Source organism: Thermococcus sp. MV11 (assembly GCF_012027285.1).
Classification (GTDB): Archaea; Methanobacteriota_B; Thermococci; order Thermococcales; family Thermococcaceae; genus Thermococcus; species Thermococcus cleftensis.
Genome location: NZ_SNUD01000001.1, coordinates 650,670 through 666,876 on the forward strand (window position 1 = coordinate 650,670; position 16,207 = coordinate 666,876).

The window sequence follows — 16,207 nt, forward strand, 5'->3', positions numbered from 1 at the left end:
ATGATTGTTGTTAGTGTTGAAGACGCCCCGCGGGTGGACAACCCACACGGAGTGGATGTGAGGAAGCTGATGGATGAGAAAAGCGCCCAGATATTTTACATAACCCTGAAGCCGGGGGAGAGCCTGAAGAGACACACGACACCTGTCGATGCTTTCATTTACGTCATTAAAGGGAGAGGTACTGTGGAGGTTGGCGGGGAAAGGGTTGAGGTTAAAAAGGGGGCCGCAGTATACCTGCCGAAGGAAGTCCCCCATGCGGTTTCCAACGAGGGAAGCCTTGACATGGCATTCCTCGTGATCAAGGTGATGTAGATGCGAGGGGATAGGGAGATATTCAGAAAAAGAGTTGAGCGCTTTCAGGAACTCCTGAGGGAGAACGACATTGATGGGGCCGTCATAAGAACCCTCTCCACCTTCATATATTTCACAGGAACAAAGTGGTTGCGTCCAAGTCTCCTCATTCCAGCCGAAGGAGAGCCCGTTGTTTACGTGGTCAAGGGGGAGGCAGAGCTTTTCCGGGAAAAGAGCTGGATAGAGAACGTCATCGAGTTTCAGCGCGTCGAGGATTTAATGGCCGGCATAGTGACGTGGATACACTCCAACGGAATGGAGCGCGTTGGACTCGAGTTCGGTATAGAGCGCGACGCTTACCTGATATTCTTCAAGATATTCAAGCGCCTTAACCCCACGATTGAGATAGTTGACATCCTGGACCTCACGATGGGGCTGAGAATGATAAAGGACGAGTGGGAGCTCGACAACATCAGGAAGGCCGGGAAGATAGCAAAGAAGGGCATGAAGGTGGCTGAAGAGACGATAAAGCCCGGCCTCAGCGAGCTTGAGATAGCGGCGGAAGTTGTTAGTGAGCTGATGCTCAACGGCAGCGAGGATCCCAAGGTCTACGTCTCAGTCACTCCGAGGGCACATGCGGAGCCGTTCCGCGACCTTAGGGTTCCTGAGAACGGCGTCGTTACCGTGGTTATCGGATCCGACTGGAACCACTACTACGCGAACATGGCCAGGACTTTCGTTGTAGGAGAGCCGGGCGAAAGGGTCAGGGAGGCCATCGAGGTTAAGGAGGAGGCTTACAGGCTTGCACTGAATGAGACAAAGGTGGGAGTGCCGATCAACGCCGTTGAGAAGAAGCTCGCGAGCTTTTTTAGGGAGAAAGGCTTTGGAGATGCGTACATAGCTGGCTACACCCATGGCGTTGGCCTGCTCATCGAGGAACCGCCTATAGCCACCATAGTCGTCCCTCAAAGGGCCGCGAAGGTTCAGGAGAACATGGTTCTGACGATAATACATCCACCGCTTATGATTCCGGAGGGCGCGATAAAGCACGAGGACACCTACATCGTCAAGAAAGACGGGCTGGAGAGGGTGACCTAAAACACCCTCGCGTAGCCCCACTTCCTGACGCTCGTGAGGATTGACGTTTCCGTGCTTTTTATTCCCTCTATTCTCCCGAGCTTCTCGATGAGGAAGCTCTCAAGCTCGTGTAAATCCCTCACAGTCACCTGCATGAGTATGTCGTGCGCTCCGGTGGCGATTCCGAGAACATCCACTTCCGGCAGTTTGCTCAGCTCCTCTGCGGCCTTCTTGACCCTGCTCGGCTCAACGTCGACCGCTATGAAAGCCACTATCGAGTAGCCCGCCTTGAAGGGATTTATGAGCGCGGAGAACTTTCTTATAACACCCCTCTCGATGAGCTTCTTTACCCTGAGCCTGACCGTCGATTCCGGCACCTTCAGCCGTCTCGCTATCTCGGAGTAGCTGGCCCTTCCGTCCTCCTGAAGGATATGCAGTATCATCCTGTCAAGCTCGTCAAGATGTTCATTAACACGCATTTTTTCACCCCGATTTTTGTCATTATCTTGCTATCCATTTAACTCTTTCTGCGAAATTAGCAAAATTTGGGCGAAATTGCTATTAATTCCAAGCGCGTATAGCAGTACGGTGAGAGCATGGACTATCCCACGAGCAAGGAGGAGGTTCTGGAGCGATACTCACGGGTTTTTCCGAGGTCGGCGCGCGTTACCTACGCTCCGATAGTTGGGGTTAAGGCCGAGAACGCCCGCGTCTGGGACATCGAAGGCAGGGAGTACATAGATTTCCTGAGCGATGCCGCCGTTCAGAACGTTGGCCACAACAATCCCCGCGTTGTCCAGGCGATAAAAGAGCAGGCGGACCGGTTAATCCACTTCACGTTCATCTACGGCTTTCCGGTTGAGCCGCTTCTCCTTGCGGAGAAGCTCGCCGAGATAGCTCCGATTGAGCGTCCGAAGGTCAGTCTCGGCATGACTGGTAGCGACGCCAACGATGGCGCGATAAAGCTCGCGAGGGCATACACGAGGAGAAGGACAATACTCAGCTACCTCAGGAGCTATTACGGGGCGACCTACGGGGCGATGAGCATAACCGGCCTTGACTTCGAGGTTCGCTCCATAGTCGGAGAGCTGAGCGACGTTCACTACGTTCCGTATCCGAACTGCTATCGCTGCCCCTTCGGGAAGGAGCCAAAGACCTGCAAAATGGAGTGTGTAAGCTATCTAAAAGAAAAGTTCGAGGGGGAGGTCTACGCCGAAGGAACCGCCGCCCTCTTCGCCGAGCCAATTCAAGGCGACGCTGGAATGGTTGTCCCGCCGGAGGGCTACTTCAGGAGGGTGAAGAGGATCCTCGATGAGTATGGAATCCTCCTGGCGGTTGATGAAGTCCAGAGCGGGCTCGGAAGGACAGGGAAGTGGTTCGCGATAGAGCACTTCGGTGTTAGGCCCGACATAATAACCCTGGCCAAGCCCCTCGGAGGCGGGCTTCCGATAAGTGCGATAATAGGTCGCTCTGAGGTCATGGATTCCCTGCCATCACTTGGCCACACCTTCACCCTGAGCGGCAACCCGGTGACGAGCAGGGCAGCCCTTGCCGTTATCGAGGAGATAGAGGAGAAAGACCTGCTGAGGAGGGCGGAAAGGCTCGGAAGGTACGCAAAGAGGAGACTCGAAAAGATGAAGGAAGAGCACGAGTTAATCGGCGACGTCCGCGGCCTCGGCCTGATGCTCGGCGTTGACCTCGTGAAGAACAGGGAAACCAAGGAGAGGGCCTACGAGGAGGCAAGGAAGGTCGTCTGGCGGGCATATGAGCTCGGTCTCGTCCTGGCCTTTTTGCAGGGCAACGTGCTCAGGATTCAGCCACCCCTGACGATAGAGGAGAAACTCCTGGAGGAAGGTCTGGACAGGCTGGAGCGGGCCATAAGCGACGTCGAGGAAGGAAAAGTGCCGGACGAGGTTCTGACGAAGGTTCAGGGCTGGTGATTGACATAAATCTGTTTATTTTTCCATTCCTCGAAAACTTTTTAAACAAAATTCCACACAGCTTGAGCGGGCTTCAATGGAAACCCTTGAAATGGTGGAAAAGCCGGTAATGAAAATAGGAATCGAGGATAAGGTCGAACCTTCCAAGGCTTTGGTTTTTGGCCTTCAGCACGTTCTCGCGATGTTCGGTGCCACCGTCACTGTGCCCCTCGTCGTTGGGGGCGCCGTTGGACTGAGCGGCTCCGAGATTGCTCTCATGATACAGGCTGTTCTGCTGGCGATGGGCATCGCCACGCTGCTTCAGACGAGTATAGGCTCGCGCTACCCGATAGTGCAGGGCTCAAGCTTTGCATTCATCCCCGGCCTGATAGCAATAGGCTCAAGCCTCGGAATGGCCGCGGTCCAGGGCGCACTGATCGTCGGCGGTTTGATAGAGGCCGCCATCGGGTGGCTCGGGATAATCGGTAAGGTCCGGAGGCTCTTCACTCCACTCGTGACGGGAGTTACGATAACCCTGATAGGTTTTAGCCTGGCCGACGTCGCGGTTAAGAACTTCTTCAACTTCTACGCAGATCCCTCCGGGGGGACCATCGTCAGGGCGACCCTGGTCGCGGTCATAACTTTCCTCACGACGGTCTTCGTTGCCCTGCGGGCGAAGGGTAGCCTGAAAGCGATGCCGGTCGTCGTGGGGGCGGTGGTGGGCTACACCGTGAGCGTTCCCCTCGGCCTCACGGACTTCAGGCTCGTGAGGAGCCTTCCCATCGTGAGCGTCCCAAGGCCCTTCCCGTGGGGCGAGCCGATATTCGACACCACGGCGATAGTCCTGCTCCTCTTCGCCTTCATGGTGAGTATAATCGAGAGTGTGGGCGACTATCACGCCATAGCCACCGTCACAGGTTCGGAGATAACCGAGAAGCACATAGCGCGCGGAATAGGAAGTGAAGGTCTGGCATGCTCGATAGCGGGCCTTCTGGGTGCCTGCGGGACGACGAGCTACTCCGAGAACATAGGCGTCGTTGCGCTCACCAAGGTGGGCAGCAGGCACGTGGTTCAGGTGGGAGCGGTTATACTCATACTCCTCTCACTGGTTCCAAAGTTCGCCGGGATTCTCGCCTCAATGCCCGCACCGGTGCTGGGCGGACTCACGCTGGCCCTCTACGGCATGATAAGCGTCACCGGCCTGAGGCTGATAAAGGAGAGGGTCGAGTTCAACGACAGGAACACGCTGATACTGGCCGCTTCGCTTATAGCGGGCCTCGGCGCTCCACAGCTCCCGGCGGAGTTCCTCGCCAGCTTTCCAAGGTTGATAGCCAGCATCATACTTGAATCGGGAATGGCAGTTGGAGCTTTGACCGCGATGGTTTTGGATCGGATCATTTGATCCTTCTTTTTTAGTTGCCCTTTGAATGGGGAGGGAACTCGGCACCATAATTACTCAGATCTCAAAGCTTTATTCAAAAAATGGAAAAGTGTCAGAATATCTGGCCAGATGTTGCCATCTCCCCAGTCTCTATCTCCTCTGGGAGGTTGGAAAAGGCCAGTATCTGGTAGACGGCCGCAACCAGGAGGAGTATCAGTCCGAGACCGAAGAGGACGAGGGTCACCGCACCCCACAGCATCCACGTCGCGGTCTTATCGAACTCCTCGACGCCGGTCAGCCCGTACATCGTGCGCCAGGTCTTGATGGCGTAGTAGATGCCAACTATCGCCGCGGCCAGCAGGACAAGGACGCCGATGCCCAGGAAGGCTATTCCAACGGTGGAAATTGAGTCGGCCTCATCGATGAAGGCTGGGATTGAGAGGATTCCAATGGCCATAAAGACTATCGCGATGATGGCGCCTGCTATACCCGAGACGACTGAATAAAGGTAGTACTTAAAGGGCCTGTCGTCCCCGAGCTTTTCGCTTATTCCCTTGAGGGAGAGGAGTATGAGAATCTGCCCAATGAGGGAAACCGTGCTCATTATTATCCCGATGTAGGGTATTATGCCCAGAAACCCACCGACTATCACAAGGACTGAACCTATCAATCCGTAGTTCTTTTCGCTCTTAATGTTCACCGTCACGGAATCACCCCGATAGGTTGTTGGACTTTAACACTTTAAAAGGTTACGCCAGCATAGGGGCTTCTGAAAACCTAAGGGATCAAAAGAAAAGAAGAAGATCACTTCTTCTCCACTGATTTGGCCTCAGCCTTTTCGGCGGGTTTCTCTTCCTTCTTCGCCGATGTGGAGGCCTCTTTCTTCTCTACCGACTTCTGTGCAGGCTTTGCCGCCGGCTTCTTGGGAGGTCTTATGCCGTAGCCGAGTATCTTGAACTCAATCACGTCACCATCGCGGAGGTGGTAGCGGTAGGTGTCGTCCTCGAGCTTCTCTATCCTGATGACTGGGAAGTAGTAGTCACCGAACTTCTCGTTCAGCTCCCTGACCTTGTCCGGGTGAATGGGCACCCAGTCGAAGAGTTCCAGCGCGTCCTCCGTTCCGTCCGTCGTGAGTATGTAGTTCTCGCTGAATCCGAGCGCCCCTGTGGGACAGACGTCAACACAGAACTGGCAGAAGGTACAGCGGCCGTAGTCCACCTTCGGGTGTGGCCTCTTCTCCATCTTTCCGTCCACTTCGAGCCAGGTCATCTCTATTGCCCTAGCCGGGCATATCTGGCCGCAGAAGTTACAGCCAACGCACTTCTTCCAGTCCAGGGTGTGAAAGCCCCTGTACTTTGGTGCGGCGTCTATCTTCTCGAAGGGTATCTTTATAGTCACCGGCTTCTTGAAGAGGTACTTAACCCCCATCCAGGGCTTGACGAAGGACTTCTTGATCTTGACCTTTTCCTCACCCACTACTCTCGCCGGCATTGCCATCACCTGTCTATGTCGGGCGGGCAGTTGTCGAGGGTCTTCAATATGACCGGCACATCGGCAAGGCGCGCGCCTTTGAGCAGTTCTTCAAGCACGGTAACGCCGTGGCTCTGGCTTGGCCCTCTAATGTGGACGCGGTATGGCTTGTGGCTTCCATCGCTGACGACGTATGCTCCAAAATCGCCCTTGGTGCTCTCGACGTGGGCAAAGGCATCTCCGGCCGGAACCTTGAACCTCGGCAAGTTCTTGAGCTTCGGATCCTTGACCATGTACGGCCCGCTCGGCGGCCCCATGTCAAGGAGCTGCTCCAGTATGTAGAGGTCCTGCTCCAGCTCGTACCTCCTTACGAGAACCCTGGCAAGGCTATCTCCTTCCTTGAGAACTGGCACCTCGAAGTCGAGTTCAGGGTATAGGTAGTAGGGGTCGTCCTTTCTGACGTCGTAGGGGACTCCAACGGCCCTGAGGTTCGGGCCGGTGACGGCGTGCTTGAGGGCGAACTTCTTGTCCATGACCCCAACGCCCTCAGTCCTCTCGAAGGTGATGTAGTTGTCAAAGAGTATCTCGTCGAAGTCCTTCAGCTTGCCCTTGATGTACTCCACCGTATCGCGGAGCTGGCGGAGCCACTTGTCCCCCGGTATGTCCCTTCTGACACCACCCGGAACTGTGTAGATGTGGTAAACCCTTCCGCCGGTGAGTTCCTCAAAGAGGCGCATGAAGCGCTCGCGGTAAGCTGCCGCCCACTGTCCCGGCGTGTAGAGACCTATCTCGTTTCCAAATCCCATTATCCAGAACATCCACGCTGCAACTCTGGCCATCTCGAGGACGGTGGTTCTTATCCATATCGCCCTCTCCGGAACCTCCCAGCCCACTATCTCATCGACCGCCATGGAGTAAATGTTCTCCGGCACATCGCTCTCGGGGACACAGATGCGGAGGAGCAGGGCTATGTTGGTGAAGTATGGCCTCTGCTCTGCGAGCTTCTCGAAGCCCCTGTGGAGGAAGCCGGGATTTACTATGGCCTTCTCTATTCTGTTGCCGTCCATCTTGAGGATTATGCTGAAGTTCTCGGTCGCCATGTGCTGTGGGCCGAAGAACAGCTCGTAGGTGTCCTTGTCTATGGGGTGAAGGTACATATCGTGCTGCTTTGCCTCCTGCCTGAGTTCCTTCGGAACCTCCAAATTCGCCATGATCATCACCTCATATCACGTAGTTGGTCTTGCTTTCATCATACCTGTCGAAGTCCTCGCCGTAGACCATCTTAACGTAGCCGAGCATGTTGAAGTCCTTCCTGAGCGGGTGCTTCTCGTACTCCCTCGGCTCGAGAATGAACGGCCCGAGCCTTGGGTTGCCCTCGTAGATGACGCCGAAGAACTCGTGGCCCTCCCTCTCGTAGGTTTCAGCGACGGGCCAGATGTCCATCACCGTCGGAAGCCTTGGATCGTCCCTCGGAATCCTCGTCCTGACCATGGCGTGAACGTTTTCACTCACGCTCCAGAGCTGGTAGATTACCTCGAACTCGCCCTCCTTGAGCCAGTCCACGACGGTTATCTGAAGCAGTATCTCGAACTTCTCGCTGGCGAGCCTGAGGAAGTTCTTCACCTCATCTTTGGGGACCCTGAACTCTATCCTCCTCTCCCTTCTGACGCTTCCTTCGGCGTAGGGGGCCTTTTCGAGCAGCTCGGCGACAAGCCTGCCCTCCTTGGTGTCGGGGAGTTTTTGGACTTCCATCTCCTGGACCTCCTTCTCCTCCACCTTCGGCTTCTCGTTCATATCCATGCCAGCCACCTCCTGGCGTCCCTCTCGCGCCAGCCTTCGCCGAAGAGCTCGTCCTGGTTCTTCCTGTACCACTCGTAGTTCTCCCTATATCTCTTCCAGCCATCGGCTTCCCCGCTCTCGATCTTCCTCATTATCTCCTGGATTCCGTCCATAACAGCTTCCGGCCTCGGCATACAGCCGGCTATGGCGACGTCGATGGGTATGTACTTGTCGAGCTGCTTGACCACGTTGTAGGAGTCCCAGTAGACACCGCCGTTAATGGGGCACGAGCCGTGGGCGATTATGTACTTCGGGTCGGGAATCATCTCGTAAGTTATGATTATCCTCTTGAGGGTCTTTGGAGTGACGTAGCCCGTAATGAGGAACAGGTCCGCCATTCTCGGGGAGGGGTTCGGCATCATACCGAACCTTTCGATGTCGTAGCGTGCCGTGAAGAGCGGAGGCATCTCTATGCCTCCGCACCCGGTACAGAAGGCCACTATCCAGAGGCTCTTCTTCCTGGCCCACCGGAACAGGGGCTCGAAGAGCTTGAACTCCTGGAGCTCGTAGGTTATGAAATCGTCATTTCTCTCGCCCATATACACCACCTCACATCGTCAGCAGTACGGCTATTATTCCCATTATGGTCGGCCACTTCCAGAAGAACTTGGCCGCCTGGTCGATGGTGAAGCGCGGGTAGATGCTGGCCACGAATATCGCTATGAATAGCACCGCTATCTGTTTGACAAGCAGTTCAAGGAGGTTACTGGCCCCGCCGAGGAAGAGCACGGCGAAGAAGGCTGTCTCTGCGAAGAGCTGAACCGCGTGCTGGGTGAAGAGCAGGGCCGCGTGCTTGCCGCCGTACTCGACCATGGGACCCATCGAGATTTCCGCTGGGGCGGTGATTATGTCGAAGGGCTCGAGGCCGAGCATAGCCTGGAAGACTATGTCAAAGACTATCATCGCCAGGAAGAGCGCGGGAACGAGTATGCTCCACCCCTGGGTCTGCTGGAGGGCGACTAGCTCTGAAAGCTTGAAGGTTCCCCAGTACTGTATGAGTGCTATCAGGGCCAGACCGTAGGGCAGCTGCATAGCCACCATGGTGAGCAGTCCACGCTGGACACCGACGGCAGAGTAGGGGTTGCCAGAGCTCATGGCACCGAGCATTATGCCGAGCATCGGCACCTCGAGGAGGTAGGCGACGACGATGAGGTCGGCATTGCTGCTGAAGAGCTGGAAGTTGGCTATGGGTATGAATAGGAGCGCGGTTATGCTGGCGCCGAGGGCGAATATCGGCCCGAAGTCGTAGATGAAGCCGTGGCTTATGCTCTCCTTTTTGCCGAGGAGTTTGAGGGTGTCGATGATGGGCTGGTAGATCGGCGGCCCAACGCGCCTCTGTATCCTGGCCATTGCCTTTCTCTCAATACCCATGAAGATGAAACCCATGAAGGTCGCGTAGATGAGCATTCCTATGACTTCAAGTATCAGCTTCCAGTCTATCATTCACAGCACCCCCCACAGAGCGAGTATGAGTAGTACTACCGCCAGGTACCAGGAGTAGCTCTGGACGTTTCCGTTGTAGAAGCTCTCCCTGAGCGAGTCAGCGAAGTCCTCGGCCATTGAAGCCAGGCGCTCGTAGAACCTGTCCCAGCTGTACTTGAGCCAGAACTCAAGGGCCTCCGCGAGAGGCCTGTAGAAGTTCTTCCTGATGCTCAGGTTGTACTCCTCGGTGACAGGGTTACCGGACTGGTAAGTGTTGGTGACCGGAACCTTCCTGGCCCTGGCTCCGTAGATGTAGACGAGTCCTGCTATGGCGAGGCCGATGGTGAGCACTATGGTGACGAGAAGGGCGTTGTAGGTTCCCGTCTGGGTGACGAGCCTGTAGTAGTCGCCGCCCACTATCTCGCCGCCAAGCATCTTGTTGATGTAGTCGGTGACTAGGCCGGGGGCAATTCCGAAGACCAGGTTCGGTATCGCGAGTATCGCCATTCCAATGAGGAGCGGTAGCGGGGCCTCCTTGACGTCCTCGAGGTCGCTGGGCCTCTGGCCGAACCAGACCGCGTAGAGGAACCTAACAACGTATGCGAAGGCTATGCCGCTTCCGAGGAATATGGCCCCAGCGACGAGGGGCATGTGGGCCTGTATCGCCGCCTCGTAGATGAGCCACTTGCTCGCGAAGCCGGCCGTTGGCGGGATTCCAGCGAGGCTGAGCACCGCTATGAGACCCATGGCGAAGGTGAAGGGCATCTTTTCCGCCAGACCGCCCATGTCCTTGAACTGGGTCTTGCCTGTCTGGAGGATTATCGCGGCCGTGACGAGCCAGAAGAGGCCCTTGAAGACGGCATGGCTGAGAACGTGGAAGAGACCTCCCGCAAAGCCGAGGGTGCTGCCGAGCCCAAAGGCGAGCAGTATGTAACCGACCTGGCTGATGGAGGAGTAGGCGAAGAGCTTCCTGATGTCCTCCTGGAGAACCGCGAGGAAGCCGGCGACGACGACGGTTATGGCGCCGAGCCAGGCTATGATGTAGGCGAAGACCAGGTGGTTGTTGAAGGTGCCGAAGGCGGCGTAGAGCTTGTAGCCCATGAGTATGTAGAGCAGGAGGAAACCGTAGGCCCCTGCCTTACTGAGGGCACCGCTGAAGAAGGCCGTGTAGCTCTGGTCCGTCTCGCTGTAAGCACCGGGCGCCCAGACATGGAGCGGAACACTTCCGGCCTTGACACCGAAGGCAACGAGGAAGAGGCCGAATATCATCGCCATCTCCCTGGTCGTTATGGTGCCCATGGCGGCGTCCATGTAGAGGGCCTGTCTGATGGTGGCGAAATCCAGCGCCCCGGTCTTGGCGTAGAGCATTCCGATGGCTATGAGCATGGCGTAGGCTCCGATGACGCTAAGAACGAAGTACTTCAGCGACTCGTGCCTGTTCCTCCTGAGCACCATCATGAAGCTGGCAAAGGTCATGAGCTCCCAGAGCAGGAAGAAGCTCACGAAGTCCTGGCTAAGGAAGACGCCGAGCACTCCAGTGTAACTCATGAGCGCGAAGAGCCAGTCGTAAGAGTTCCTGGAGGTCACGGCCATTCCGAGTGCCATTGCCAGGCCGACGAGCGAAGCGATGACCGCGAAGTACCAGCTCATCGGGTTGAGCTGGAGCTGGAGGGTGAACCCGCTCACGGTGATCGAGTAGTTGATAGCCTCATCGAGCACCTGGGAGTAGAGCTTGGCCAGCACTGCCAGCGGGATCGCGGCACCGATTATCCCTATTGCCTCCCTCACTCCCTTTACGTCGAGCGCCCACGCAATGACTCCCGCTACGAGGGGAGCGAAGAGGATAAGGAGTATCTCGTTAATCATGCTCCCACCCCCATCAGTGGAACGTTCTCAATGTACTGGGCCACGTTGAAGATGTCGCTTCCTGCCTTCTGGGCGATGCTCCAAGCGTAGTCCGGATAAACGCCTATGACCACCACAAGGGCCGCGAGGAAGAGCAGTATGAGGCTTATTGCCAGTCCCTCGCTTATCCTCTCACCCTCCCCGGCGAACCACATCAGGTGGACGAGCCTGAAGTAATAGACCGCCTCGACGACGCTGGCGATGAGCACGACCGCGGCAGCCCAAGTGTAGCCGGCACCTAGGGTGGCGAGGAGGATTCTGAGCTTGCTCCAGAAGACGTTGAAGAGTGGTATTCCAACGGCGGCTATGGCTCCGATGGTTATGGCGAAGGCCGTCAGGGGCATTCTCTTCCCAAGCCCCTCGAACCTCTCCATCTCCGCCCCGCCGAGGGTAACCGCGACGTGCCCGACGGCGAGGAACAGGAGGGCCTTGACTATGGCGTGGTTCACCATGTGGAAGACTCCCGCATCGACGCCGCTCTGGGTCCCGAGGGCGAAAGCGAGGGCTATGAGACCTATCTGGGCTATACTGGAGTAGGCTATCATTCTCTTGACGTTACTCTGCCTCAGTGCCGCGAACTCGGCGACGAAGACGGTGAGGGTGGCCATTATTATGAGCAGCTTGAGGACCGAACCCCAGCTCTCCACCGCCTGCATGAGGTAAAGCAGCCTGGCCATCGCGTAGAGGCCCGCCTTGACGACGAAGGCCGAGAACATGGCCGTTATTGGGTGCGGCGCGGCCTGGTATGCATCTGGCGCCCAGGCGTTGAGCGGGAAGAGCTCGGCCTCAACGGCTAAGCCGAAGATTACCAGCGCCAGCCCGACCTGGGCGACGGTGGCGTTCATGTTACCGGCGAGCTGGGCTATCTGGGCCATGTTGAGGGTTCCGAGCGAGCCGTAGATGAGGGCTATGCCGATGAGGAAGAAGCTTGAGCCTATTCCTCCGAGGATAATGTACTTCATTGAAGCCTCCGCGGCTTCGCCAGTCTTGTTGTAGGCGGTTAGAGCGTAGGCGCTTATGGCCGTTATCTCCATGAAGACGAAGAGGTTGAAGATGTCTCCCGTCGCGATCATGCCGGTGGCTCCGAGCATCAGCAGGAGGAAGAGCATGGCGTACTTGTCTATCGGCTCGACCTCGATGGCCCTGAGGCTGAAGACGGCCATCATAAAGCTGACCGCGGCAACGATGAGAATGAAGAGAGCCGCGAAGTGGCCGATGTAGAGGTTGATTCCAACGGGCGGTCTCCAGGCGCCGGCCATGACTATTATCGGCTTCCCGGTGGAGTAGACCTGCTGGAAGACCCAGGCCGCTATTCCGGTCTGGACTGCGGTGATAGCTATGAGATAATACTTAACGGCCTTCTTTCCGGCGCCCTTTATCAGGGGCACGAAGAAGGCACCTATGAGGGGCAATGCTATGAGGAGTGAAGCGTACTGCCCGTTCATCCTCTCAACCTCCTTATCTCCTCAACGTTAAGGGTTCCGTACTTCTCGTAGAGCAGCATGGCGACGCTAAGGGCCATGGCGGTGGTGGCAACGCCTATGACTATTGCCGTGAGAACCAGCGCCTGGGGAATCGGATCGACCGCCTGGTTCGGCCCGATTCCCTCGCTCAGTATGGGCGCGCTCCTTCCGGCAACGTAGCCGACGCTGACCAGGAGGAGGTTCACGCCGGTCTCCATTATGCTCAGCCCGATGAGCATCTTAAGGAGGTTCTTCTTAACGAGGACTGCGTAGAGGCCTATCAGTATGAGGGAGATGGCACCGAAGTAGTAGACTGAAATCATTCGCTCACCTCCTCCTTGAGCATGTTGTCGATGATTCCGCTCAGCTCGGTGCCGACCTTGAGGCCGATGATGGTGTAGATTATGGGGATGAATCCTCCGCTGAGGAGCCTGCCGATGTTCTCGGTGCCAAAGCCCCAGTCCTGCCATATCCAGTCGTAGAGGAAGTAGCCACCTATGGCAAGGCCTATGAGGCCAACGAGAACGTAGCTCACTCCGACGGCGCCCTCGACTTTCTCAAAGGCCTTGTGGGGTATCTCATACTGAACGAACGCCATGTAGAGCAGCAGGAACGCGGTCGCTATGGTGGCTCCTCCCGGGAATCCTCCGCCCGGGGTGAGGTGTCCGTGAATGAAGATGTAGGCACCGAAGAGCATCACGAACGGCACGAGGAGCCTGGTTCCAGTGGTGAGGACTATCGATCCCTCCGTCCTCGCGGTCCTCTCTTTTCTCCTCCTCCAGAGGAGTGCCCCGACTCCGGTTGAAGCTATAAACAGGACGGTAACCTCACCGAGGGTATCGAACCCACGGTAGTTGACGACCACGGCAGTTACAGCATTGACGGCTCCGGTCTGTTCTTTAACGTGATCGAGGTAGTACTGGCCGACCAGCATCTTGTCCTCGCCGAACGGAACGCCCGCCAGCCCCTGGGCGAGCCAGTAGCCGATTATGAGTAGGGTGATTATCGCGAGCGCGCGCTTGAGCATTTTCACCACCTCACCCACCAGCCGGGCTTCTCCTCCTCTTCCGTCTCAAAGCGCTGGGTTCTCTTGATGGCGAAGATGAATATCGCACCGCTGAGCGCCGCACCTATGGCCGCTTCTGTCATCGCCACGTCCGGTGCCTGGAGCATGAAGAACAGCAGCGACGCGAAGAGACTCACCGCCGCCATTCCAACCGCCGCCGCCAGGAGGTCCCTCCACTCAACGGCGAGCACAGCGGAGATTATCATGATGCCGACTATGATGTATTCAATGCATGTTATGCAGTTCATTCCTCACCACCCTCCTCGGGGGTTTCTTTGGGGGCCTCTACTTCTTCCTTCTTCCCCGCCTCCAGGTGCTCGCGGTACTTATCAACGACGCTGCCCTCCCAGAGGGGGATTCCGCTCTTGTAGGCGGCTCTTATGAGGGCGTGGGCACTTATCGGGTTGGTGAGCAGGAGGAATGTCGCTATGACCAGGCTCTTGGTGAGCCAGGCGGCGCTTCCGAAGTCCGTTCCGAGGGCCCAGATGCCAACTCCTGCCATGACTCCGAGGCTTCCGAGCGTCGCGCTCTTGGTGGAGGTCTGCATTCTGTTGTAAACGTCAGGCATTCTGATGAGACCCAGGGCTGAGAGGAAGTAGAAAAACGTTCCTATCAACACGAGGGCCTCCCCTATCGCAGTCAAAGCGTTCATAGGCCTCCCTCCATGTACCTCGCGAAGGCTATGACTCCACCGAAGGCCAGTATGGCATAAACCAGCGCGACGTCGAGGAATATCATTCTCTTGTAGTAGAGGGCGAAGAGCACCATCAGGCCGGCTGTTATGGTGGTCATGATATCCACTGCCACGAGCCTATCGACGGTCGTCGGCCCTCTGAAGACCCGGTACATGCTGAGGAGCGTCGCTATTGCTATAAGCACGAGGTAAACGTTTATCCCTATCATCCGAAGATCACCTTCAGGAACTTTTCGAAGGGAACCGTTATGTTCTCGGAAGCGACCTTCACGTGCTCCTCCTCGTTCTCGGTCATAGCTTCCTCTGGAACCCATATCCAGTGAATAAAGTACTCGTCGCCATCGACGTCGAGGGTTATGGTTCCTGGCGTTAGGGTTATCGAGTTGGCCAGGGAGAGCTTTCCAACGTCGCTGTTGAGGACGGTTCTGCACTTCACTATTCCTGGCCTTATGGGCCTCTTGGGGTGGAGGACCCTGTAGGCAACGTCGAGGTTGGCCTTAATCATCGCCCACAGGAAGTAGGGTATGTAGGCGAGCATGTAGGCTATCCTCTTGGGGTGGAGGTTCGCCAGACCGCTCGTGGTGAATATCTCGTAGGTGAATGCCGCGACTATGAGCGACAGCAGCAGACCAAATCCCAATTCCTGCGGGTCCAGACTGGCCGTTATGGCCAGCCATATCAAGAACAGCACGATTACCGTGTACAGGTACCTGCTTATTTTGCTTGCCTCTCCCATATCATCAACCTCCAGCGGTTGGTGGACATGTCCGAACAGAGTTAAGCGAAGCTAATCTTGGGTTTTTAACAATGACTTATAAACCTTACCTGCGAAGAACAAAGGTTTAAAACTTTTGGTTAAAATGGGGGCATCAGATTTGTTCTTTAATGCCAGTAAGGGTTCTTCAGGGAGCACTGCCATATTAAAGCTGGCACTTCCCAAATTTGTTCAGTTTCTTTCAGGGGACCAAGGCGGTTTTAGTATCGAACCTCAGAAGAACCTTGGCGAACTAATAAATGGTGTGAAGAAGGGCTCAGTAGATGGAGATTCTCTTGACACCCTCGAGCTTGGAGAGCTCGTTGATGAGGTCGCCCGGAATGGGCTTCTCGGTGATTATCGTGAGGGTCGCCTCGGGGTAGAGCTCCGGATCCTCCGCGACGACCTGGACGATGTTGATGTCGCGCTCGGCTATCTTGAGGGCTATTTTGGCGAGTATTCCTATCGCCCTTGGCTCAGGTTCGATCTCGATGACGCCGTAGCCGACGTGCCTACCGACGTACTTCATGTGGACCGTCGGCTCGAGGTTGGTGTATATCTCCTTCAGCTCGGGTATCTTGAGTATCATACCGACGGTCTCTTTCACAACCCTTCTGTCCACGTCGAGGGCCTTGGCGATCTTGGTGTAGGGCACCTCTATGTCACCGGCCTTGATCTTGAGATCATCTGAGACCTTGAGTCCGTACTTGAGAAGCGTCTTGGCGATCTGCTTCCTTACCGGGTATTCGTCAAAGTAATGCTCGATTTTCCCCCACATTAACCTCACCCACACTAGTCCATCGCTAGACTGTTTAATTCAATAATATTAAAATGTTTCCATGCCCGCATGATGGCAACAGGCCTGCCTTTAAAAATCTTTGGGCAGTGGGGAACCGGAAGACCCATCAATGGCGGGATTTTTTATC

Annotated in this window: 20 protein-coding genes; 4 read left to right on the forward strand and 16 right to left on the reverse strand. The window is 56.1% G+C overall.

Features of this window, described 5'->3' with window-relative positions; genetic code table 11:
* A complete protein-coding gene (locus tag E3E27_RS03625) occupies window positions 1–312 on the forward strand; it encodes a cupin domain-containing protein (RefSeq protein WP_167773459.1) in 312 nt (103 codons plus the stop codon).
* Window positions 313–1,389 carry a Xaa-Pro peptidase family protein gene (locus E3E27_RS03630; RefSeq protein ID WP_167773460.1) on the forward strand — a complete coding sequence of 359 codons (1,077 nt, stop codon included), beginning with the start codon at window positions 313–315 and terminating at the stop codon, window positions 1,387–1,389. It begins immediately after the preceding gene.
* On the opposite strand, the gene E3E27_RS03635 is transcribed toward E3E27_RS03630, so the two are convergent.
* Window positions 1,386–1,847 (reverse strand): Lrp/AsnC family transcriptional regulator, encoded by a 462-nt coding sequence (locus E3E27_RS03635; protein WP_167773461.1) that lies wholly within the window; start codon window positions 1,845–1,847, stop codon window positions 1,386–1,388. The two genes, E3E27_RS03630 and E3E27_RS03635, sit on opposite strands and share 4 nt — an antisense overlap.
* 117 nt (window positions 1,848–1,964) lie before the next feature.
* On the opposite strand from E3E27_RS03635, the gene E3E27_RS03640 reads away from it, so the two are divergent.
* Both E3E27_RS03640 and E3E27_RS03645 read left to right on the forward strand, forming a co-directional pair.
* Entirely contained in the window at window positions 1,965–3,308 is a 1,344-nt protein-coding gene (locus E3E27_RS03640) for a leucine/methionine racemase (protein WP_167773462.1), read from the forward strand.
* 76 nt (window positions 3,309–3,384) lie between these two features.
* Window positions 3,385–4,689 carry a uracil-xanthine permease family protein gene (locus E3E27_RS03645; protein ID WP_167773463.1) on the forward strand — a complete coding sequence of 435 codons (1,305 nt, stop codon included), beginning with the start codon at window positions 3,385–3,387 and terminating at the stop codon, window positions 4,687–4,689.
* A 91-nt stretch (window positions 4,690–4,780) separates the two neighbouring features.
* On the opposite strand, the gene E3E27_RS03650 is transcribed toward E3E27_RS03645, so the two are convergent.
* The 15 genes from E3E27_RS03650 to E3E27_RS03720 all read right to left on the reverse strand — a co-directional run bounded on the left by E3E27_RS03650 (window position 4,781) and on the right by E3E27_RS03720 (window position 16,059).
* Window positions 4,781–5,374, reverse strand: coding sequence for a DUF996 domain-containing protein (locus E3E27_RS03650; protein ID WP_167773464.1), 594 nt, complete (start codon window positions 5,372–5,374; stop codon window positions 4,781–4,783).
* Between the two features lie 98 nt (window positions 5,375–5,472).
* Window positions 5,473–6,159, reverse strand: a complete 687-nt coding sequence (gene nuoI, locus E3E27_RS03655) for an NADH-quinone oxidoreductase subunit NuoI (protein WP_167773747.1) — start codon at window positions 6,157–6,159, stop codon at window positions 5,473–5,475.
* Window positions 6,160–6,164: 5 nt separating this feature from the next.
* The gene (locus tag E3E27_RS03660) at window positions 6,165–7,349 is read right to left on the reverse strand and encodes an NADH-quinone oxidoreductase subunit D (RefSeq protein WP_167773465.1); all 1,185 of its coding nucleotides are present in this window, start codon (window positions 7,347–7,349) and stop codon (window positions 6,165–6,167) included.
* A gap of 10 nt (window positions 7,350–7,359) precedes the next feature.
* Window positions 7,360–7,938: an NADH-quinone oxidoreductase subunit C gene (locus tag E3E27_RS03665; RefSeq protein WP_206204769.1), complete on the reverse strand. Its 579-nt coding sequence runs from the start codon at window positions 7,936–7,938 to the stop codon at window positions 7,360–7,362.
* Window positions 7,929–8,516, reverse strand: coding sequence for an NADH-quinone oxidoreductase subunit B family protein (locus tag E3E27_RS03670; RefSeq protein WP_167773466.1), 588 nt, complete (start codon window positions 8,514–8,516; stop codon window positions 7,929–7,931). Before E3E27_RS03670 ends, E3E27_RS03665 begins: the two co-directional genes overlap by 10 nt.
* Before the next feature lie 10 nt (window positions 8,517–8,526).
* Window positions 8,527–9,420, reverse strand: coding sequence for a respiratory chain complex I subunit 1 family protein (locus E3E27_RS03675; protein ID WP_014788051.1), 894 nt, complete (start codon window positions 9,418–9,420; stop codon window positions 8,527–8,529).
* Complete coding sequence (locus E3E27_RS03680; RefSeq protein ID WP_167773467.1) at window positions 9,421–11,265, reverse strand: proton-conducting transporter membrane subunit; 1,845 nt, start codon at window positions 11,263–11,265, stop codon at window positions 9,421–9,423.
* Window positions 11,262–12,749: a proton-conducting transporter membrane subunit gene (locus E3E27_RS03685; RefSeq protein WP_167773468.1), complete on the reverse strand. Its 1,488-nt coding sequence runs from the start codon at window positions 12,747–12,749 to the stop codon at window positions 11,262–11,264. The genes E3E27_RS03680 and E3E27_RS03685 overlap by 4 nt, the downstream gene beginning before the upstream one ends.
* Window positions 12,746–13,090 (reverse strand): NADH-quinone oxidoreductase subunit K, encoded by a 345-nt coding sequence (locus E3E27_RS03690; RefSeq protein WP_014788048.1) that lies wholly within the window; start codon window positions 13,088–13,090, stop codon window positions 12,746–12,748. The genes E3E27_RS03685 and E3E27_RS03690 overlap by 4 nt, the downstream gene beginning before the upstream one ends.
* Window positions 13,087–13,794 (reverse strand): Na(+)/H(+) antiporter subunit B, encoded by a 708-nt coding sequence (locus E3E27_RS03695; protein ID WP_014788047.1) that lies wholly within the window; start codon window positions 13,792–13,794, stop codon window positions 13,087–13,089. Before E3E27_RS03695 ends, E3E27_RS03690 begins: the two co-directional genes overlap by 4 nt.
* 2 nt (window positions 13,795–13,796) lie before the next feature.
* Window positions 13,797–14,081: a DUF4040 domain-containing protein gene (locus tag E3E27_RS03700; RefSeq protein ID WP_014788046.1), complete on the reverse strand. Its 285-nt coding sequence runs from the start codon at window positions 14,079–14,081 to the stop codon at window positions 13,797–13,799.
* Window positions 14,078–14,485 (reverse strand): monovalent cation/H(+) antiporter subunit G, encoded by a 408-nt coding sequence (gene mnhG, locus E3E27_RS03705; RefSeq protein WP_014788045.1) that lies wholly within the window; start codon window positions 14,483–14,485, stop codon window positions 14,078–14,080. Before mnhG ends, E3E27_RS03700 begins: the two co-directional genes overlap by 4 nt.
* The gene (locus tag E3E27_RS03710; protein ID WP_014788044.1) at window positions 14,482–14,736 is read right to left on the reverse strand and encodes a monovalent cation/H+ antiporter complex subunit F; all 255 of its coding nucleotides are present in this window, start codon (window positions 14,734–14,736) and stop codon (window positions 14,482–14,484) included. Before E3E27_RS03710 ends, mnhG begins: the two co-directional genes overlap by 4 nt.
* Window positions 14,733–15,263, reverse strand: coding sequence for a Na+/H+ antiporter subunit E (locus E3E27_RS03715; RefSeq protein WP_014788043.1), 531 nt, complete (start codon window positions 15,261–15,263; stop codon window positions 14,733–14,735). Before E3E27_RS03715 ends, E3E27_RS03710 begins: the two co-directional genes overlap by 4 nt.
* 295 nt (window positions 15,264–15,558) lie before the next feature.
* Window positions 15,559–16,059, reverse strand: coding sequence for a hypothetical protein (locus E3E27_RS03720; RefSeq protein WP_014788042.1), 501 nt, complete (start codon window positions 16,057–16,059; stop codon window positions 15,559–15,561).
* Between the last annotated feature and the right edge of the window lie 148 nt (window positions 16,060–16,207).